The 19555-nt window shown below is 72.4% G+C and carries 20 protein-coding genes; 13 read left to right on the top strand and 7 right to left on the bottom strand.

Going from position 1 to position 19555, the window contains the following annotated elements:
* The first annotated feature begins 205 nt into the window (after window positions 1-205).
* The 5 genes from AB0I42_RS14895 (at window position 206) to AB0I42_RS14875 (ending at window position 4308) form a co-directional block, all read left to right on the top strand.
* Window positions 206-715, top strand: coding sequence for a polyadenylate-specific 3'-exoribonuclease AS (locus AB0I42_RS14895; RefSeq protein ID WP_357537612.1), 510 nt, complete (start codon window positions 206-208; stop codon window positions 713-715).
* A 204-nt stretch (window positions 716-919) separates the two neighbouring features.
* The gene (locus AB0I42_RS14890; protein WP_357537610.1) at window positions 920-1948 is read left to right on the top strand and encodes a 6-phosphofructokinase; all 1029 of its coding nucleotides are present in this window, start codon (window positions 920-922) and stop codon (window positions 1946-1948) included.
* A 192-nt stretch (window positions 1949-2140) separates the two neighbouring features.
* Window positions 2141-2962, top strand: coding sequence for a pyrroline-5-carboxylate reductase (gene proC / locus AB0I42_RS14885; protein WP_357537608.1), 822 nt, complete (start codon window positions 2141-2143; stop codon window positions 2960-2962).
* Between the two features lie 419 nt (window positions 2963-3381).
* A complete protein-coding gene (locus tag AB0I42_RS14880) occupies window positions 3382-3732 on the top strand; it encodes a DUF2203 domain-containing protein (protein ID WP_357537606.1) in 351 nt (116 codons plus the stop codon).
* 135 nt (window positions 3733-3867) lie between these two features.
* A complete protein-coding gene (locus AB0I42_RS14875) occupies window positions 3868-4308 on the top strand; it encodes a DUF4259 domain-containing protein (RefSeq protein WP_357537604.1) in 441 nt (146 codons plus the stop codon).
* 151 nt (window positions 4309-4459) lie between these two features.
* Here the strand turns inward: AB0I42_RS14875 and AB0I42_RS14870 are convergent, their stop codons facing one another.
* The gene (locus AB0I42_RS14870; protein ID WP_357537603.1) at window positions 4460-4948 is read right to left on the bottom strand and encodes a glutathione peroxidase; all 489 of its coding nucleotides are present in this window, start codon (window positions 4946-4948) and stop codon (window positions 4460-4462) included.
* A gap of 217 nt (window positions 4949-5165) precedes the next feature.
* Here AB0I42_RS14870 and AB0I42_RS14865 point away from each other — a divergent pair, with 217 nt between their 5' ends.
* The 5 genes from AB0I42_RS14865 (at window position 5166) to AB0I42_RS14845 (ending at window position 11789) form a co-directional block, all read left to right on the top strand.
* Window positions 5166-6785, top strand: a complete 1620-nt coding sequence (locus tag AB0I42_RS14865) for a glycosyl hydrolase family 18 protein (RefSeq protein ID WP_357537601.1) — start codon at window positions 5166-5168, stop codon at window positions 6783-6785.
* Between the two features lie 427 nt (window positions 6786-7212).
* The gene (gene tuf, locus AB0I42_RS14860; RefSeq protein WP_357537599.1) at window positions 7213-8403 is read left to right on the top strand and encodes an elongation factor Tu; all 1191 of its coding nucleotides are present in this window, start codon (window positions 7213-7215) and stop codon (window positions 8401-8403) included.
* Window positions 8404-8716: 313 nt separating this feature from the next.
* Window positions 8717-9274 carry a hypothetical protein gene (locus AB0I42_RS14855; RefSeq protein ID WP_357537597.1) on the top strand — a complete coding sequence of 186 codons (558 nt, stop codon included), beginning with the start codon at window positions 8717-8719 and terminating at the stop codon, window positions 9272-9274.
* Between the two features lie 72 nt (window positions 9275-9346).
* The gene (locus AB0I42_RS14850; RefSeq protein ID WP_357537595.1) at window positions 9347-10753 is read left to right on the top strand and encodes a class II 3-deoxy-7-phosphoheptulonate synthase; all 1407 of its coding nucleotides are present in this window, start codon (window positions 9347-9349) and stop codon (window positions 10751-10753) included.
* The gene (locus tag AB0I42_RS14845) at window positions 10746-11789 is read left to right on the top strand and encodes a GntG family PLP-dependent aldolase (RefSeq protein ID WP_357537593.1); all 1044 of its coding nucleotides are present in this window, start codon (window positions 10746-10748) and stop codon (window positions 11787-11789) included. Before AB0I42_RS14850 ends, AB0I42_RS14845 begins: the two co-directional genes overlap by 8 nt.
* A gap of 59 nt (window positions 11790-11848) precedes the next feature.
* Here the strand turns inward: AB0I42_RS14845 and bfr are convergent, their stop codons facing one another.
* The 5 genes from bfr to AB0I42_RS14820 form a co-directional block, all read right to left on the bottom strand.
* Complete coding sequence (gene bfr / locus AB0I42_RS14840) at window positions 11849-12328, bottom strand: bacterioferritin (RefSeq protein WP_357516065.1); 480 nt, start codon at window positions 12326-12328, stop codon at window positions 11849-11851.
* 53 nt (window positions 12329-12381) lie between these two features.
* Window positions 12382-12573, bottom strand: a complete 192-nt coding sequence (locus AB0I42_RS14835) for a (2Fe-2S)-binding protein (RefSeq protein WP_357537591.1) — start codon at window positions 12571-12573, stop codon at window positions 12382-12384.
* Window positions 12574-13358: 785 nt separating this feature from the next.
* Window positions 13359-14207, bottom strand: a complete 849-nt coding sequence (locus AB0I42_RS14830; RefSeq protein WP_357537589.1) for a deoxyribonuclease IV — start codon at window positions 14205-14207, stop codon at window positions 13359-13361.
* 1 nt (window position 14208) lies between these two features.
* The gene (gene pknB / locus AB0I42_RS14825) at window positions 14209-16200 is read right to left on the bottom strand and encodes a Stk1 family PASTA domain-containing Ser/Thr kinase (RefSeq protein ID WP_357537587.1); all 1992 of its coding nucleotides are present in this window, start codon (window positions 16198-16200) and stop codon (window positions 14209-14211) included.
* A 115-nt stretch (window positions 16201-16315) separates the two neighbouring features.
* Window positions 16316-16969, bottom strand: coding sequence for a hypothetical protein (locus tag AB0I42_RS14820; protein ID WP_357537585.1), 654 nt, complete (start codon window positions 16967-16969; stop codon window positions 16316-16318).
* Window positions 16970-17136: 167 nt separating this feature from the next.
* On the opposite strand from AB0I42_RS14820, the gene AB0I42_RS14815 reads away from it, so the two are divergent.
* Genes AB0I42_RS14815 through AB0I42_RS14805 form a run of 3 tightly spaced genes read left to right on the top strand, consistent with a single transcriptional unit; the run spans window position 17137 to window position 18202 of the window.
* On the top strand, window positions 17137-17499 hold the full coding sequence (locus AB0I42_RS14815) for an Rv2175c family DNA-binding protein (RefSeq protein ID WP_357537583.1): 363 nt from the start codon (window positions 17137-17139) through the stop codon (window positions 17497-17499).
* 8 nt (window positions 17500-17507) lie between these two features.
* Window positions 17508-17837 (top strand): lycopene cyclase domain-containing protein, encoded by a 330-nt coding sequence (locus tag AB0I42_RS14810; protein ID WP_357537581.1) that lies wholly within the window; start codon window positions 17508-17510, stop codon window positions 17835-17837.
* Window positions 17834-18202 (top strand): lycopene cyclase domain-containing protein, encoded by a 369-nt coding sequence (locus tag AB0I42_RS14805; protein ID WP_357537579.1) that lies wholly within the window; start codon window positions 17834-17836, stop codon window positions 18200-18202. The genes AB0I42_RS14810 and AB0I42_RS14805 overlap by 4 nt, the downstream gene beginning before the upstream one ends.
* 124 nt (window positions 18203-18326) lie before the next feature.
* Here the strand turns inward: AB0I42_RS14805 and AB0I42_RS14800 are convergent, their stop codons facing one another.
* Entirely contained in the window at window positions 18327-19307 is a 981-nt protein-coding gene (locus AB0I42_RS14800) for a polyprenyl synthetase family protein (RefSeq protein WP_357537825.1), read from the bottom strand.
* Window positions 19308-19555: the final 248 nt, after the last annotated feature.

The raw sequence follows: 19555 nt of genomic DNA, 5'->3' as shown, positions 1-19555 counted from the left end.
GGTGGCGCACCAGCGCGCCACCTTCCGCCGGACGTGTCGTGACCGTTAAAGATCGGCTGGCGGCCTGGGCGGGTGCCGGGCCGACCGGACCCCGTCACCCCGACCCCCGTACGCCGGTTCGCCGCGGCCGGCGGGACACGGCCGGCGCGGGCCCGCGGGTGCCCCGGGAGGGCGCCGTCCGGGCCGGTCGGCGAGGATGGCGGCGATGACTTACCGCTATTTCTACGACTGCGAGTTCATCGAGGACGGGCGCACGATCGACCTGGTGTCGATCGGCGTCGTGGATGAGTTCGGTCGCGAGTTCTACGCCGTGTCCACCGAGTTCGACAGTTCCCGGGCCATCCCGTGGGTACGCCGTAACGTGCTCGACCGGCTGCCGTCGCCGGCCGACCGGGCCTGGCGGTCCCGCGACCGGATCCGCGACGACCTGCTCGAGTTCCTGGTCGAGCCGGTCCGGGGCCGGGCGGGGGAGGAGGTCGAGCTGTGGGCCTGGTACGCGGCGTACGACCACGTCGCGCTCGCGCAACTCTGGGGGCCGATGACCGCCCTGCCCCGGCAGATCCCGCGGTTCACCAAGGATCTCCGTCAGCGGTGGGACGACCTGGGCCGCCCGGCGCTGCCGAAGGCCCCGGCCGACCAGCACGACGCCCTGGTGGACGCCCGGCACAACCTGGCCCGCTGGCAGACCCTCTCCCGCCTGCCGAGATCCGCGTGATCAGGGGCCGAGTCGCGCGTGTCGTCGGCGCGTCGTGGTCACAGCTTCCCGATCACGGCGATCATGGCGGGACACGCTGGATTCACCCATAGCGGGGCGACTACAGTGCGCAATGACGGCCCGCCCCGGGCCGGCAACGATGCCGAGACTTCGCTCCTGGGGCTTGGATGGGCTTACCTTTAGCTCCTGGAGGATCAGCAGATCATGCGTATCGGCGTGCTCACCGGTGGTGGTGACTGCCCAGGTCTGAACGCGGTGATCCGGGCTGTGGTGCGCAAGGGCGTCGCCACCTACGGTCACGAGTTCGTTGGCTTCCGTGACGGCTGGCGTGGCCCGCTCGAAGGGCTGACCCGGCCCCTCGGCATTCCGGAGGTCCGGGGCATCCTGCCGCGCGGCGGCACCATCCTCGGCTCCTCCCGGACCAACCCGTTCAAGATCGAAAACGGGGTCGAGCGGATCAAGAACAACCTCGCCGAGCAGGGCGTCGACGCGCTCATCGCGATCGGCGGCGAGGACACCCTCGGTGTCGCCACCAAGCTCCACGAGCTGGGCGTGCAGGTCGTCGGCGTGCCGAAGACGATCGACAACGACCTCGGCGCCACCGACTACACCTTCGGCTTCGACACCGCGGTCAACATCGCGATGGAGGCCATCGACCGGCTGCACACCACGGCCGAGAGCCACCACCGCACCCTCGTCGTCGAGGTGATGGGCCGGCACGCCGGCTGGATCGCCCTGCACGCCGGCCTGGCCGGCGGCGCCAACGTCATCCTGCTGCCGGAGCGGCAGTTCGACGTCGACCAGGTCGCCAACTACGTCGAGAAGCGCTTCGAGAAGCAGTACGCGCCGATCGTCGTCGTCGCCGAGGGCGCCCAGCCGCTCGACGGCCAGATGGTCCTGCACAACCAGGAGCTCGACGCCTTCGGCCACGTCCGCCTCGGCGGCATCGGCCAGTGGCTCGCCGAGCAGATCGAGGCCAAGACCGGCAAGGAGGCCCGCACCGTCGTGCTCGGGCACATCCAGCGCGGTGGCACGCCGAGCGCCTTCGACCGGGTGCTCGCCACCCGGCTCGGCCTCCAGGCGATCGACGCGGCCAACGAGGGCGACTGGGGCAAGATGGTCGCCCTCCAGGGCACCGACATCGTGCGGGTGCCGCTGGCCGAGGCGACCCGGGAGCTCAAGACCGTCCCGCTGGAGCGCTACACCGAGGCCGAGGTCTTCTTCGGTAGCTGAGTAGCTGATCCGTGTGGTCCGCCGCGACCCGCCCGGCCCGCCGTACCCGGCGTGGCCGGCGGGTCGTGGCGGTCCCGCACCGCGCCCGACGGCGCGGGCTGGCCGCGCGAGGTCCGGCCAGGTCGTGCGGGTTGACAGGCTGATACGTGCGGTACCCGGGCGGTGCCGGTGGAACGGAACGAGGTGGCAGGCGTGGCGGTTGGCGTCCACACGGTGGCGGTGATCGGCACCGGCAAGATCGGTGAGTTGATGCTCTCCGGGCTGCTGCGCGCCGGCTGGCCGGCCGGCAAGCTCCTGGCCACCACCCGCCGGCCCGAGCGCGCCGACGAGTTGGCCGTCCGCTACGGCGTACGGGTCGTCGACAACCTCACCGCGATCGTCGAGGCCGACGTGCTCGCGGTGGCGGTCAAGCCGCAGGACGCCGCCAGCCTGCTCGACGACATCGGCCCCAAGGTGCCCGCCGACAAGCTGGTGATCTCGCTGTGTGCCGGCCTGCCCACCGCGTTCTTCGGCCGACGGCTGCCGGAGAACACCCCGGTCGTCCGGGTCATGACCAACACCCCGGCGCTGGTCGACCAGGCCATGACGGCGATCTCGGCCGGCCCGCACGCGACCGCCGAGCACCTGGCCCTGGCCGAGGAGATGTTCACGCCGCTGGGCGCGACCATCCGGGTGCCCGAGTCGCAGCAGGACGCCGTCACCGCGCTGTCCGGCTCCGGGCCGGCGTACTTCTACCTGCTGGTCGAGGCGATGATCGACGCCGGCATCCTGCTCGGGCTGCCCCGCCAGGTCGCCCACGAGCTGATCGTGCAGACCGCCATCGGCTCGGCGGTCATGCTCCGTGACTCCGGCGAGCACCCGGTGAAGCTGCGCGAGGCCGTCACCTCGCCGGCCGGCACCACGATCTCGGCGATCCGCGAGCTGGAGAACCACGGCGTACGCGCCGCGATGCTCGCCGCCCTCGAAGCCGCCCGCGACCGGGCCCGCGAGTTGGCCGCGCAGACCGAGAACTGATTCATTCACGCGCCCCGGACCGCACCCGTCCGGCCCGCGTCCGATTCACTCACGCCACGGCTATTCCCCCGGAGCCCGCCGGGCACTAAATTCATCACTAGCGGTAGCGACATCGATACTCTTCGGAGGTCTGATCTCCCCGTGCCGGGCCGCGACTTCCCCCGCGCCGGCACCGGAGCCGCCCAGGACCGATCCGGCCCCCCATCGGATCGGCGCTCGGCGGCTTCCCCGGAGGCGGCCGACGTCGCAGGTTCGCGCGAGCGTCCAGCGGCGTTCCGGCTCCGGATGGCGGTGGACGGGTCGCCGCTGTGGTGGACGGCAGCCGGCCGTCCGGCGCGGGCCTGGTGACCCTCCACCGTCGTGGAGCCGGCGAACGGCCAGTAACCTGTCCGACCGACGGATGGCGCATACTGTCCGTCGTGTTCACCATCGCCCAGGCGCGCCATCTGATCGCCACGCTGCGCCCACGGATCGACGAACTCATCACGCTCCGCGCCGACCTCGCCGAACTGCGCGCCGACCTCGCCGACGGTGCCGGCAGCCCGCGCGGCGGACTGCCGGAGATCAAGGGGCTCGAGGCACGCATCCACGGCATCGTCGAGGAGTTCAACGAGCACGACATCCAGGTCAAGGGCCTGGCCCCGGTGCTGCTCGACTTCGCCGGTGAACGCGACGGGCGCCCGGTGCTGTGGTGCTGGTTGGAGGGGGACACCGACATCCGGTGGTACCACCGCCTGGAGTGCGGCTTCCCCGGCCGCCGCCGCATCTGATCCACCCCGCCGGCACCGGCGCCCGGCCACGGAATCCCCGACCGGCCGGCGACGGTCACCGGTGTCGTACCGCTGCTCTAACCTCGGCCCGGTCCACGCGGCCGGCGCGTGGCGGGAGCAGACGGGGAGAGGGCATTGGGCACCTGGGACATCGGACCGTTCGACAACGACAGCGCCGCCGACTGGAGCGCGCGGCTCCACGACGCCGCCCCGGCCGAACGGGCCGGGATCGTCGAACGGGCGCTGCGCGACGTCGAGACGGAGAGCGGCTATCTCGACGGTGACGTCGCCGCCGACGCGATCGCCGCGGCCGCCGTGGTCGCGGCGCAGCTGCCCGGCGGGCCGAAGATCGAGTCGGCGTACGCGCCGGACTTCCTGACCGGTGGCGAGCCCCTGCCCCTGCCCGACCACCTGCCGGCACTGGCGGTGCGGGCCCTCGACCGGATCGTCGCCGACGAGTCGGAGTGGCGGGATCTCTGGGCCGACTCCGGCGCGCTCGACAAGGCGGTGGCCGAACTCGGGCCGATCCGGGGCGCCCTCGACCGGCGCGGCCCGCTGGCCGGCGCCGCCGGCTGACCGCGGCGCCACCGCTGGCGGGCGCCGCGGGCTGCGCTCCGCCCGCCAGCCGCTCCGTCCGCCAGCCGCTCCGCCCGCCCGGCGGCCCTGATCTGCCGCCCGGCGCCCCTGATCCGCCCGCCCGGCCGCCGCCGGGCGGGCGTCGGTCCCGCTAGCGGGGCAGCACCTTCTCGATCGCGGCGGCCAGCTCCGCCGAGTCCGGCTCCACCCGTGGGCCGAACCGGCCCGCGACGGTACCGTCCGGGGCGATCAGGAACTTCTCGAAGTTCCACCGCACGTCGCCGGTGTGCCCCTCGGCGTCGGCGGTGTCCACCAACTCGACGTAGAGCGGATGCCGGTCCGGCCCGTTGACGTCGACCTTCTCCGTCAACGGGAACGTCACGCCGTAGTTGACCTCGCAGAACTCGGCGATGTCCGCCGCGCTGCCCGGCTCCTGGCCGGCGAACTGGTTGCAGGGCACGCCGAGCACCACCAGTCCGCGCGGCCCGTACGTCTCGTGCAGCTTCTGCAGGCCGGCGTACTGCGGGGTCAGGCCGCACCGCGAGGCCACGTTGACCACCAGCAGCGCGTTGCCGCGGTACTGGGCGAGGTTCGCGGGGCCGCCGGCGAGGGCGTCGATCCCGGTGTCGAAAACGGTCATGACGGTGACGTTACCGGCCGGTCGGGCCGATCGGGTGGGTGGTGGTCGCATAGGTGGTGGCCAGCGCCGGCCGACCGGCGCCGACCCCAGGAGAACCGGTAGCGAACCTCAAGACATCCAGAAATCTAAAAATGGACATCTTGACGAAGTGTTAAATCCGTGAGTAGCGTCTCACTAGCTTTTTGGAAAGTTTCCTAACTGTTTGGGGAGACGCCACATGAAGAGATCCCTGCGCCGCGCGATGTGGGCCGGCGCCGTGGCGGCGCTGGTCGTCGCCGCGGTCCCGGTCACGTCGGCCTTCGGTGCCGGCAGCCTCACCACCACGTTCGCCGCCTCCTCGGACTGGGGCTCCGGTCACGAGGTCAGGGTCACCGTCACCAACGGCACCAGCAGCCCGGTCAACACCTGGCGGATCGAGTTCGACCTGCCGGCCGGCACCACGATCAGCAGCTTCTGGGACGCCGACGTGACCCGCACCGGCAACCGCGTCGTGGCCGTCAAGAAGAGCTGGGCCGGCGCGCTCGCCGCGGGTGCCTCGACCAGTTGGGGCTACATCGGGACCGGCGCCTACCGGGCCCCGACCAACTGCACCATCAACGGCGCGGCCTGCGGCGGCGGCACCCCGCCGACCACCCCGCCGCCGACCACCGCGCCGCCCACGACCGCACCCCCGACCACCCCGCCGCCCACCACTCCGCCGCCGACCACCCCGCCGCCGCCCGGCGCCAAGAAGGTCGTCGGATACTTCGTGCAGTGGGGCACCTACCAGCGCAACTACCAGGTGAAGAACATCCACACCAGTGGTTCCGCCGCGAAGATGACGCACATCCTGTACGCCTTCGCCAACACCACCGGCGGTCGCTGCACCATCGGCGACAGCTACGCCGACTACGAGAAGGCGTTCACGGCGGCGGACAGCGTCGACGGTGTCGCCGACACCTGGGACCAGCCGCTGCGCGGCAACTTCAACCAGCTCAAGAAGCTCAAGCAGATGTACCCGCACCTCAAGGTCATCTTCTCGGTCGGCGGCTGGACCTGGTCCGGCGGCTTCACCCAGGCCGCCCAGAACCCGCAGGCGTTCGCCGACTCCTGCTACAACATGGTCAACGACTCCCGCTGGGCCGGCGTGTTCGACGGCATCGACATCGACTGGGAGTACCCGAACGCGTGTGGCCTGACCTGTGACAACAGCGGCCCGAACGCCTTCAAGAACGTGATCTCGGCGCTGCGGACCAAGTTCGGCCCGAACCGGCTGGTCACCGCGGCGATCACCGCCGACGGCAGCAACGGTGGCAAGATCGACGCGGCCGACTACGCCGGTGCGGTCAACAACCTCGACTGGATCATGCCGATGACGTACGACTACTTCGGCGCCTTCAACGCCCAGGGTCCGACGGCCCCGCACTCGCCGCTGACCTCGTACACCGGCATCCCGCAGGCCGGCTTCAACTCCGACGCGGCGATCCAGAAGCTGAAGAGCAAGGGCGTCCCGGCCAGCAAGATGCTGCTCGGCGTCGGCTTCTACGGCCGCGGCTGGACCGGCGTCACCCAGACCGCGCCCGGCGGCACGGCGACCGGCCCGGCGCCGGGCACCTACGAGCAGGGCATCGAGGACTACAAGGTCCTCAAGAACACCTGCCCGGCGACGGCGACCATCGCCGGCACCGCGTACGCCAAGTGCGGCAGCAACTGGTGGAGCTACGACACCCCGAGCACCATCACCGGCAAGATGACGTACAGCAAGAACCAGGGGCTCGGCGGGGCGTTCTTCTGGGAACTCTCCGGTGACACCAGCAACGGCGAGCTGATCACCGCGATCCGTAACGGCCTCAACTAGGGCGGCCCCGCCCGAGGGCGGGGTCGACAACCAGACGGCCCCGCCCGGGGGCGGGCCGACGCAGGAATCCCCACAGGGGCGGGGAACCGGGTTTCCGGTTCCCCGCCCCGCGTCGTCGTACCGGAATATCGGTCGCGGGCCGCGGCGTTGTCGCCTACCGTGACCACCATGTTCGGCACCGTCGGCTTCGGACGGCCCGCAGGTCCACACCTGCCGGCCGTCGCCGACGTGTGCGCGTGGTTCGCGGATACCCGAGGCTGACCCTCCTCCATCCCGAGCAGAACCACGGAGGAGGGTGGCCCGTCAGTACGGCGCCGCCCCTTTTCTTCTGGCGGCCCCGTCCCGCGCGGTTCTGACGCGTTCCGGTCCCGGCAACCGCCCGCGTACGTCGCCCGCCGACCCCGAACCTCCACAGTGGAGCTTCAGCATGGCCAAGAGCCAGTTCTCGCGTACGAAACCGCACCTCAACATCGGCACGATGGGGCACGTCGACCACGGCAAGACGACCCTGACCGCCGCCATCACCAGGGTCCTCGCCGACCGCGACCCGGCCGCCAACCGGTACGTCTCCTTCGACGGCATCGACCGGGCGCCGGAGGAGGTCGCGCGGGGCATCACCATCAACATCGCGCACGTCGAGTACGAGACCGCGACCCGGCACTACGCCCACGTCGACATGCCGGGCCACGCCGACTACGTGAAGAACATGATCACGGGGGCGGCGCAGGTCGACGGGGCCATCCTCGTCGTCTCCGCGCTCGACGGCGCGATGCCGCAGACCCGCGAGCACGTCCTGCTCGCCCGGCGGGTCGGTGTGCCGTACCTGGTGGTGGCGATGAACAAGGCCGACGCCGTCGACGACCCGGACCTGCTCGACCTGGTCGAACTCGAGGTCCGCGAACTGCTCGGCGAATACGGCTTTCCCGGCGACGAGGTCCCGGTCGTGCGCGTCTCGGCGCTGCGCGCCCTCGAGGGCGACCCGCGGTGGACCGCGTCCGTCGTGGAACTGCTCGACGCCGTCGACCGGTACGTCCCGGTGCCACCCCGCGAACTGGGCGAACCGTTCCTGATGCCGATCGAGAACGTGCTCACCATCTCCGGGCGGGGCACCGTGGTCACCGGCGCGATCGAGCGCGGCACGCTCCGGGTCGGCGACGCCGTCGAGGTGGTCGGGCTCGGCCCGACGCTGTCCACCGTCGCCACCGGGCTGGAGACGTTCGGCCGCTCGTTGCCGGTCGCCGAGGCCGGCGACAACGCCGCCGTCCTGCTGCGCGGGGTCAAGCGCGACCAGGTGCAGCGGGGCCAGGTGGTGGCGCTGCCCGGCAGCGTCACGCCGCACCTCCGGTTCGGTGCGCGGCTGTACGCCCTGACCACCGCCGAAGGGGGGCGGCACACGCCGTTCCTGGCCAACTACCGGCCGCAGTTCTACTTCCGGACGACCGACGTGGTCGGGGCGATGCGGCTCGGCGACGACACGCAGATGGTCATGCCGGGCGACACCGTCGACCTGACGGTGGAACTGGGCCGGCCGGTCGCGATGCACGTGGGCCTCGGGTTCGCGGTCCGCGAGGGCGGCCGCACCGTGGCCGCCGGCACGGTGACCGCCCTGCTCGACTGACTCCGGCCTGTCGCGCGGGCCGGCCCGTCGCGGCCTGGCCCGTCGCGCGGCCTGGCCCGTCGCACGGCGGGCCGGTCCGTCGCGTGGATCAAGGGCTTGTCGGGGCAGAACGTGCCTGTTCTGCCCCGAACATCCCCTTGATCGGCGGGCCGGGTCGGGCGGACGGGGGGCCGGGTCGGGCGGACGGGGGGCCGGGTCGGGCGGACAGGGGGCGGGTCGGGTGGACAGAGGGGCGGTGGGGGCGGTCGGGGGTCGATGGGGAGTGGGCGGGGGTGTGGGAGACTCGGGCGGAATGCGGTCGTGGGGAGGGCGTGTGCGTCGGGGCGGGGTGCTGTTCGGGGCCGTGCTCGCGGCGGCGCTCGCCGGCTGCGGCTCGCAGGAGCCGTCGGGGCCCGACCCCGGGCAGTTGGCCCGCGAGCGGGTGCAGACCTACCTCGACGCGATGAAGGCCAAGGACGTCGCCGCCGGCCGGGCCCAGCTCTGCGCCGGTATGCACGCCACCTTCGACCGGATCGCCACCGGTCCCAACGGTGACTTCGCCGCACACTTCGTGGTCACCGACGCCACCGTCACCGGCGGTCAGGCCGTCGGGGCCGACCAGCGGGTCGACGCCGCCGTCATGGTCACCGCCGCCGGTGATCCCCGGCTGGTCGGTCTGGTCTTCACCCTCAGCCACGTCGACGGGCACTGGTGCATCGCGGACGAGGAGACCGGCCCGCCGCCGACCGCGTACCCGTCGCCGTCGCCGGACGGCACGGCCAGTCCGTCGCCGTCACCGGACGGCACGGCCAGCCCGTCGCCGTCGCCGGACGGCACGGCCAGTCCGCCGGCGGCCCCGGCCGGCCCGGGCGCGGTCCCCAGCCCCCGGTAGGGCCCATCTCACGCTGCGAAACGCGCACCCTCGGCAACCGTCCGGACGGGTGTCCGCCGTACGCTTGCTCGCATGCGCCAAGAGTGGCACCAGTTGAGCCATCCCGGGGTCGGTAACCCCGGCTTGCAGACCACCCGCCCCTCGACCGATTCCGCCGAGGACGCCGCCCTCGGGCTCGACCGGTGGCGCGACCTGCCCCGGGCGCAGACCCCGCCGTGGCCCGACCCGGCCGCCGTCGCCGACGTCTGCCGGGTGCTCGACAACGTGCCGTCGATCGTCGCGCCGTACGAGGTCGACCTGCTGCGCGAGCGGCTGGCCCTGGTCTGCGACGGCAAGGCGTTCCTGCTCCAGGGCGGCGACTGCGCGGAGACGTTCGTCGACAACACCGAGAGCCACCTGCTCGCCAACGCCCGCACGCTGCTGCAGATGGCGGTGGTGCTGACGTACGGGGCGTCGCTGCCGGTGGTGAAGGTGGCCCGGGTCGCCGGGCAGTACACCAAGCCGCGGTCGGCGCCGACCGACGCGCTCGGCCTGCCGGCCTACCGCGGCGACATGATCAACTCGCTGGAGGCGACGGCGGAGGCCCGAATCGCCGACCCGCAGCGCATGATCCGGGCGTACGCCAACTCGGCGGCGGCGATGAACATGCTCCGGGCCTACCTCAGCGGTGGCCTCGCCGACCTGCACGGCCTGCACGACTGGAACAAGGACTTCGTCCGCAGTTCGGCCGCCGGCGAGCGCTACGAGGCGATCGCCCGCGAGATCGACCGGGCGCTCGCGTTCATCCAGGCGTGCGGGATGACCGACGACGAGGCGCTGCGCAAGGTCACCCTCTTCTGCTCGCACGAGGCGCTCGCGCTGGAATACGACCGGGCGCTGACCCGGGTCTCCGACAACCGGGCGTACGGCCTGTCCGGGCACTTCCTCTGGGTCGGCGAACGCACCCGCCAGCTCGACGGCGCGCACATCGACTACATCTCCCGGATCGCCAACCCGGTCGGGGTCAAGCTCGGCCCCGGCACCAGCCCCGAGCAGGCGATCGAGCTGTGCGAGAAGCTCAACCCGGACAACGTCCCGGGCAAGCTCACCCTGATCAGCCGGATGGGCAACCACAAGGTACGCGACGCGCTGCCGCCGATCGTCGAGAAGGTGACCGCCGCCGGCGCCCGCGTGGTGTGGCAGTGCGACCCGATGCACGGCAACACCCACGAGTCGTCCAACGGCTACAAGACCCGGCACTTCGACCGGATCGTCGACGAGGTGCTCGGCTACTTCGAGGTCCACCGGAACCTGGAGACCCACCCCGGCGGTCTGCACGTCGAGCTGACCGGCGAAGACGTCACCGAGTGCCTCGGCGGCGCCCAGGCGATCCAGGACATCGACCTGCCGGGCCGCTACGAGACCGCCTGCGACCCCCGGCTCAACACCCAGCAGTCGCTCGAACTGGCGTTCCTGGTCGCGGAGATGCTCCGTGGCTGAATCGACCGGGCGCCCCGTCGTCGACCTGCGCTCCGACACCGTCACCAAGCCCACCCCGCCGATGCGGGCGGCGATGGCCGCCGCCGACGTCGGCGACGACGTCTACGCCGAGGACCCGACCGTCAACGCGCTCGAAGCCCACGTGGCGGAACTGTTCGGGCACGAGGCGGCGCTGTGGGCCCCGACCGGCTCCATGGCCAACCAGATCGCGCTGCAACTGCTCGTACCGCCGGCACACGAGCTGCTCTGTGACGCCGACGCGCACGTGGTGACGTACGAGATGGCGGCCGCGGCCGCGTACGGCGGGATATCGACCCGGACCTGGCCGGCCGTCGGCGCCGACGTCGACCCCGAGACGGTCGCGGCGATGATCCGCCCCGACGGCTACCACGCGGTGCCGACCCGGGCCATCGCCGTCGAGCAGACCCACAACCGGGGCGGCGGCGGGGTGGTCCCGCTGGCCACCCTGCGCGCCCTGCGCGGCATCGCCGACCGGGCCGGCGTCGCGCTGCACTGCGACGGCGCCCGGATCTGGCACGCGCACGTCGCCGACGACGTGCCGCTGAAGACGTACGGCGAACTGTTCGACACCCTGTCGGTCTGCCTGTCCAAGGGCCTCGGCGCGCCGGCCGGTTCGGTGATCGTCGGCAGCGCCGAACGGATGGCCCGCGCCCGGGTGATCCGCAAGCGGATGGGCGGCGGCCTGCGCCAGGTCGGGGTGCTCGCCGCCGCCGGCCGGTACGCGCTCGACCACCACGTCGGGCGGCTCGCCGACGACCACGCCCGCGCCGCCCGGCTCGCCGAGGCGATCGCGCCGTTCGGTGTGCTGGCCGGCCCGGTACGCACCAACCTCGTGCCGCTGGACCTGTCGAAGTCGCCGCTCGACGCCGCCGGCGTGGCGGCCGCCGCCCGCGCCGAAGGCGTCCTCGTGTCGGTGCTCGGCCCGTACGTCGGCCGCCTGGTCACCCACTACGAGGTCGACGACGCCGGCATCGACCACGCCATCGAGGTGCTGACCCGCGTCCTGCGCGGCTGACCACACACGAAAAGCCGGGCCCGCGTCACACGGGCCCGGCTTTTTCGCGTACGGGTATGTCAGACCTCGGGGTGCTCGGTCACGTTCTGGAGGTAGATCGCCTCGCCGAGCTTCTCGATCAGCCCGAGCTGGGTCTCCAGGTAGTCGACGTGGTGCTCCTCGTCGGCCAGGATGTCCTCGAAGATCCTCGCCGAGGTCGTGTCACCGATCGAGCGCATGTATTCGATCCCGCGGCGCAGCCGGTCGACCGCCTCGACCTCGATCTTCATGTCGCACTCGAACTGCTCCTTGACCGTCTCGCCGATCCGCAGCGCGAAGAGCTTCTGGTAGTTGGGCAGGCCCTCGAGGAACAGGATCCGGTCGGTCAGCACCTCGGCGTGCTTCATCTCGTCGATGGACTCGTGCCGGGTGTGTTTCGCCAGCTTGGTGTAGCCCCAGTTCTCCTGCATCTTGGCGTGCAGGAAGTATTGGTTGATCGCGGTGAGTTCCGCGGTGAGCTGCTCGTTCAGAAACTCGATTACCCGGCTGTCGCCTTGCATGACAAAACCCCCACAAGAGTTACCTGTGGGGTAAGCCTACTCGGCCGTAGGGATCAGGCCGCGATCGTGACGAGCGTGTCGGTGCGGGTCTCCTCCTCGATCAGGTCACAGATGCGGTCCAGGCAGGTGCCGCAGCCGGTGCCGGCGCCACAGGAATCCCCGACAGACTCCTCGCAGTGCGCGCCGAGGCGGATCGCGGTGCGGACCTCGCCTTCGCGGACGCGCGCGCAGATGCAGACGTACATGAGGGGTGCCCTCCTGCGGTTAGGCTGACCTCAGTAAGGCTGCCCTAAAGGGGGCCGTTCACGCAAGGAGTCCGTGAGATATCACCCTGATCGGAGGAGCTGGGCTGTGTTGGCTGGTCCTCGCTCCGCTCGGACGGCTCGCTCCGCTTCGCGCCGCCTAAATGCACCGTCTTCACCCTGCGGGCATGACGGCTTCGCCGCATGTCCTCGGGCTCCAGACGGTGCGGCGGCGCTCGGTCGACTCGCGACCTGGGTCGCGGTCTAGGGCTGTCCGCCGATTGCTTCGTTGAAATGTCCGGGTCTTCGTGGTGACCGCCGCCGCGACGTCCGCCATCACTGTCCGCTTTGTCGGAACCGCGTGTGGTGGCCGTTGTTGATCTGGGCGGGAGAGACCTTATCCGGCGCGGGTAGGGTCCCTCCCGCTCAGATCAACGTCACGCCCTGCAGTACCCGCGCGAGGTTGCCGTGGGAGTCGCCCCTTCCGTCTTCGTCAGGGCTGCGGGCGGGCGCTGCGGCGGTCAGGGTGAGCGCCAGCGGGTCCTCCCGGGCGACCGGTCGCCGACCCGGGACGTTCGGCGAAGCAATCGGCGGACAGGGCTGACCGCAACAAAAGTCGCGAGTCGACCGAGCGCCGCCGCACCGTCTGGAGCCCGAGGACATGCGGCGAAGCCGTCATGCCCGCAGGGTGAAGACGGTGCAATCAGGCGGCGCGAAGCGGAGCGAGCCAGCCGAGCCGAAGGCGAGGCCAGAAATAGAGCCGAGGCCAGAAACACATCCGAGGCCAGCTAGCACAGCTTCTGGAGGGTGGCGATGTCGGTGGCGTGATGTTCGCTGGGGGTCTCGACGATCACGGCGACTCCGGCGGTTGCCGGATGACGCATCAATTCTGCGAAGGCGGGCTCGCCGATCGTGCCCTTGCCGATCGTCTCGTGGCGGTCGCGGGTGGACCCGCAGGTGTCGCGGGAGTCGTTGGCGTGTACGAGCCACAGCCGGTCGTCGCCCACGGTCGCCACCAGCGAGTCGAGGGTCGCGGTCATGCCGCCGGGGCGGGCGAGGTCGTGTCCGGCGGCCCAGGCGTGGCAGGTGTCGAAGCAGACGCCGAGCCACGGGTGCCGGTCGACGGCGTCGAGGTAGGGGCCGAGGTGTTCGACCTTCGACGCCAGCGAGCGGCCGCCGCCGGCGCTCGGCTCGACGAGCAGTTTGGGGCCGCCGTCCTCGGCGGCCCGGTCGAGGAGGGGCAGCAGCGCCTCGCGTACCTGGCGCATCGCGGCGTCGGTGTGGGTGGCGTCGACGGCGCTGCCGGCGTGGAACACGACTCCGGTGGCGCCGATCGCGGTGCCCCGCTGGAGCGCGTGCGCCAGCGTCGCCACCGATCGTTCGACCGTGGCGGGGGTCGGTGACCCGATGTTGACCAGCAGCGAGGCGTGGATGTATGCCGGGATGCCGCGTTCGGCGCACCCGGCCCGGAACAGTTCGTCCTGGGCCGGGTCGCCGGGCGGCAGCGCCCAGCCGCGTGAGTTGCCGACGTAGACCTGTACGGCTTCGGCGCCGGCGGCGTCGACGTATGGCAGGGCCGCTTTGGCGAGGCCGCCGGCGGTGGGCGTGTGGGAGCCGACGGGCCTGGTCACCGCCATGTCAGAAGCATCCGATGGCGATCTCGGTGCCCGGCGGCACCTCGGAGTTCTCACCCGGCTGCTGGTAGGCGACGGTGCCGTTGGGGTTGAAGTCGACGCGTACGGTCAGGCCCTGTGCCTCCAGGGCGGCCTTGGCCTGCGGGCACGGCATGCCGATGACCCGCTGGACGATGACGGCCGGTGGCCCCTTGCTGACGTCGATCTTGACTTCGGCGCCGCGTTCCACGCCGGCTCCGTCGGCCGGTTCCTGCCGCAGGACCTGGTCCTTCGGCTGGTCGGAGTCGACGTACGACTCGCGGGCGACCAGGCCGAGTCCGGCCAGGGTGGTGCGGGCCTCGGCGACGCTCTTACCGATCAGGTTGGGGACGGTGATCGGTGCGCGTCCCTTGCTGACGAAGACGGTGATCTCGTCGCCGGGCTTGACCTCGGTGCCGACCGCCGGGTCGACGGCGATGACGGTGCCCGCCGGCAGGTTGTTGTCGTACCGGTCGGCGCCCTTGGTCACCTTCAGCTGGGCGTTCTCCAGGTCGAGCTGGGCCAGGTCGAACGTCTTGCCGACCACGTCGGGCACCTGGTAACGCTCCGGGCCGAGGGAGAGCACGAGCGTGATGGTGCCGCCCTTGAGGATCCGCTCGCTCGTCGGCGGGTCCTGGCTGAGCACCACGTCGCGTTCGATGTTCTCGTCGTGTCGCGGATCGCCCCAGGTGATGGTGAAGCCGCCCCGGGCGGCCTGTTCCTCGGCGGCGGCCTTGGACATGTTGACCAGTTCCGGGGCCACGGTGTAGCGGCCGACGCCGAACCACCAGCCGCCGAGCGCCGCCACCAGCCCCAGCACCACGATCGCGGCGGCCACGGCCGTGCGGCCCCGGCGGTCGCTCATCACGACCTGCCACATCGCCTTCAGGCGTTCGGGCAGCGGCGGGGTCTCGGCGGGCTCGGCGGCCCGCCGGCGGCGCGGCTGTTGTGGGGCGGCGGCCGGTGCCGCCGCCTTCTGGTCGGGGAGCCGGGCCCACGACGGCCGGTCGGTCGTCTGGACCGACGACACGACCATGGTGGGCTGGGCGACCTGGCGCAGTACGGCGGTGTTGACGCTGGCGTTGCCGAGGTCGTCGCGGGCGCCCTGCACCTCGGTCAGCAGCGCGCCGGCGTCGGTCGGGCGTTCGCCAGGGTCGCGGCGGGTGGAGCGGGTGACCAGGTCGTCGAGGACCGACGGCAGGCCGGGCACGAACTTCGACGGCGGCGGTACGTCCCGGTCGACGTGCTGCCAGGCGACGTCGACCGGCCGGTCTCCGTCGTACGGCACCCGGCCGGTCAGCATCTCGAAGAGCACGATGCCGGCGGAGTAGACGTCGCTGCGCGGGTCGGCCCGGCCCTCGGTGACCAGTTCGGGCGCCACGTACGCGACGGTCGCCATCAGCTGGCCGCCGTTCTCCTCGTCGGCGCTCGCCTCGACGGCGCGGGCCAGCCCGAAGTCGGCGACCTTGACGACGCTGTCGATCAGGTTGCCGGCGCCGCCGCTGGGCGCCTCGGCGACCAGCACGTTCTCCGGCTTCACGTCGCGGTGCACCAGGCCGGCGCGGTGCGCGGCGGCGATGGCGGCCAGCATCTGGTCGAGGATCGCCAGCGCCTCGCCGGGGTTGAGCCGGCGGCGCTCGATGAGGATCTCCCGCAGGGTGCGGCCGCGCACGTATTCCATCACCAGGTAGGGCAGGCCGTTGTGCACGCCCTGGTCGTAGACGGCCACCACGTTGGGGTGGGTGAGCCGGGCGATGGTCTTGGCCTCGTCGGTGAACCGCTCGACGAATCCGGCGAGCCGGGCCCGGGCGTCCGGCGCCTGGGTCGGATGAATGATCTTGAGAGCGACCGTGCGTTCGAGGCGTTCGTCCGTCGCGGTGTACACGGTCGCCATCCCACCGCGGGCCACGCGCCCGCGGATGCGGTAGCGCTCGTCGATCAACGAGCCAAGCAGAGTGTCGGCGACCTGAATGTCCATCGGCAGGCAGTCTATGTGTCGGGTGGGTGACGGCAGAACAGGATGCCACAGCCGGTACCGAAGCGGTATGGGGCGCGCCGCGCCGTGACCGCGGACCGACCGGCCGTGACGGCCGTCATCCCTGGTCGGGCGTTGGTTGCGGGCTGGTCTCGCCGCTCGGCGTCGGCGTCGGCGGGACGGTCGGCGACGCCGTCGGCGAGGCGCTCGGCGACGTGGACGGCGTGGGGCTCGGTGTCGGCGAGGCGGTCGGCGACGGCGGCGGCCAGGTCGGCGGGTGCGGACTGGACGTCGTCGGCCTCGGGTCGGGGCACTCGCAGCTCGGGGTCGGGCGCGGGCTGGACTCCGGCGACTCCCGCGTCGGCGACGGCTGCGCCGGGTCCGGCGTGGCGGACGGGCTGGCACCCGACCCGGCCGGACCGGTCGGTCCGGCGCCCGGCACGACCGGGGGCGCCCCGGAGTCGTCCCGCGACGCCTGGCCGCCCTGTTCCGCCACCGCCGGCGCCGGGCTGGGCGCCCCGGCCGGCCGCTCGTTGTGCACCGTCTCCAGGCCGCCGACCATCAGATACGTGCCGGCCGTGCCGGCGACCGCCAGCGCCCCGATCGACGAGGCGACCAGCGCCCGGCGTGGTGCCGCCGGATGCGCCGGACCGGGCGCCGGCCGGGCCGGCCCGGCCGGTGGGCCCACCGCGGGCTCGCGCCGGCCCAGGTCGTAGCGCAGCGATCGCCACGCGCCGGCAAGTTCATGGCGTACGCCCCGCCAGGTGCTCACGTCGAGGATCCTTCCGGCGGCCGGCCCGAGGGGTACGGGGCCACCGCGCGACCGGGCGCGGGCGGGTCCGGACGGGACACCGGGCCGCGCGGGACATGGGGGAGGGCGAGGGGTGCCGGCCACGGGGCCGGTGGTGGGGGCCGGCGACGGCGTGGCAGGGTGACCGGGTGACCGATTCCGTACCCACCGCCCCCGACGTCCCGGCGCGGGAGTGGCTGACGCTGCCCGCCGTCGCCGAACTGCTGGACATCACGATCAGCAAGGTGCACCAGATGATCCGCGAAGGCGCGCTGATCGCGGTGCGGCGCGACGGCATCCGGATGGTGCCGGCGGAGCTGGTGGCGAACCGCACCGTGCTCAAGCACCTCCCCGGCATCGTGACCGTGCTCCGTGACTCCGGGTACAACGACGAAGAGGCCCTGCGGTGGCTGTACACGCCGGACGACACCCTTCCGGGTATCCCGGCGGTCGCGCTCGGCGGTGACCTGGCGACCGAGGTCAAGCGGCGCGCGCAGGCACTCGGGTTCTGAGCCGGCGGATGGGACGTCTCGCCTATCTGGCGGTGCTCGCGGGGTGCCTGCTCGCCGCCATCTGGCTCGAGCCGGTGTTCCGGGTCAACGTGCTGCGCCGGTGGCGCCGGCTGCTGCTCACCCTGCTGCCGGTCGTGGTCGTCTTCGTCGCCTGGGACCTCGCGGCCATCGCCGCCGGCCACTGGAGCTTCGACCCCGACCAGATCACCGGGATCATGCTGCCCGGCCGGCTGCCCGTCGACGAGCTGCTGTTCTTCGTCGTCGTACCGGTCTGCGCGGTGCTCGGTTTCGAGGCGGTCCGGGCCGTGCTGCGGTGGCGGGCGGGGGACGAGCCGTGACCTACACCGCCGCGGCGCTGCTCGGCGTGGTCGGCGCGCTGGCCGTGGACCTGTTCGTGCTGCGTACCCGGCTGGTGCTGCGCGGCGTCTTCTGGGCGACGTACCCGATCGTCGTGTTCTTCCAGCTGCTGTCCAACGGCGTGCTCACCGGGCGGAACATCGTCCGGTACGACCCGGACGCGATCGTCGGGCTGCGGATCGTGTACGCCCCGGCGGAGGATCTCCTCTTCGGATTCGCGCTGATCCTGCTGACCCTGTCGACCTGGGTGTGGCTCGGCCGGCGGGGGGTGCAGCGCACCCCGGCGGCCGGCGAGGGCAGCCGCGTCCTGAAGCGGCTCCGCACCCGCCCCCGCCGCGACAGCTGACCCACCCCGCCCGCCGCCGCTCCGCCCCCACCCGTTCCCGCGATCTTGCGGTTGTCTCCTCCATTTGCCGGATTCGCCGGGCGACAAGTGCAAGATCGCGGGGGAGGAGGGAGGGGGGCGGGTGTTAGCCGGTGCGGCGGGTGGCGGCGACCGCCAGGTCGACCAGGGTCCGGGCGGCCGCCGGCTCGACGTCGCCGCCGGCCAGGGCGGCGAGCGCGGTGTCGGTCAGTTCGGCGATCCGCCGCTCGGTGCGGTCCAGCGCGCCGCTGTCCACGATGACCGCGCGCAGCCGTTCGATCCCGTCGGTGTCGAGGTCCGGGTCGCCGAGCCGCCCGGCCAGCTCGGCCCGCCCGGCGTCGCCGGTCGCCTCGTAGGCGGCCGCCACCAGGTAGGTGCGCTTGCCCTCACGCAGGTCGTCACCGGCCGGCTTGCCGGTCACCGCCGGGTCGCCGAAGACCCCGAGTACGTCGTCACGCAACTGGAACGCCTCGCCCAGCGGCAGCCCGTACGCCGAGTACGTCGCCCGTAGCGCCGCCGGCGCCCCGGCCAGCGCCGACCCGATCAGCAGCGGCCGCTCGACGGTGTACTTCGCCGACTTGTAGCGGGCGACCTTGCCGGCCCGCTCGACCGACGTGTCCCCGGTGACCTGGGTGAGTACGTCGAGGTACTGTCCGACGGTGACCTCGGTGCGCATCTCGTCGAAGTCCGGCCGGGCCCGCGCCACCACCTCGGGGGCCAGCCCGCTGCGGTGCATCAGCTCGTCGGACCAGACCAGGCACAGGTCGCCGAGCAGGATGGCGGCGGAGTCGCCGTACCCGTCGGGGTTGCCCTGCCAGCCGGCGGCCCGGTGCAGGCCGGCGAACCGACGGTGCACGGCCGGCTCGCCGCGCCGGGTGTCGGAGCGGTCCATCAGGTCGTCGTGGATCAGCGCGCTGGCCTGCACCAGTTCGAGCGCCGCGAGCGCGGCGACGACCTCGTCGGAGTCCGGGGCACCGGCGCCGCGGTAGCCCCAGTAGCCGAACGCGGGCCGCAGCCGCTTGCCCCGGAGCAGGAAGGCGTCGAGCGCGTCGGCGACCGGGTGCAGCGCCGGGTCGACGTCGGTCATCCAGGCCCGCCGGGCGGCCAGGAAGTCGGCGAGTGCCCGGTCGATCCGGCGGCGCAGGTCGGCCCGGTCGACCGGCGGCGGGCCGGCGGCCCCGACCGCGGGCGGGACGGCCTCGACCGGCGGTGGGCCGGTGCGGTCGGCCGGGGATACGGAGTCGACGTCGGTCACGCCATGACGCTAGCCGCCGCCGTCGGTCGCGCTGCCGCCACCCACACCTTCTCCGCGATCTTGCACTTGTCTCCCCCTTT

Source organism: Polymorphospora sp. NPDC050346, assembly GCF_040655695.1.
Classification (GTDB): domain Bacteria; phylum Actinomycetota; class Actinomycetes; order Mycobacteriales; family Micromonosporaceae; genus Polymorphospora; species Polymorphospora lycopeni.
The sequence above is the reverse complement of the archived record's forward strand: the minus strand, read 5'-3'. Positions and strand labels throughout refer to the sequence as shown.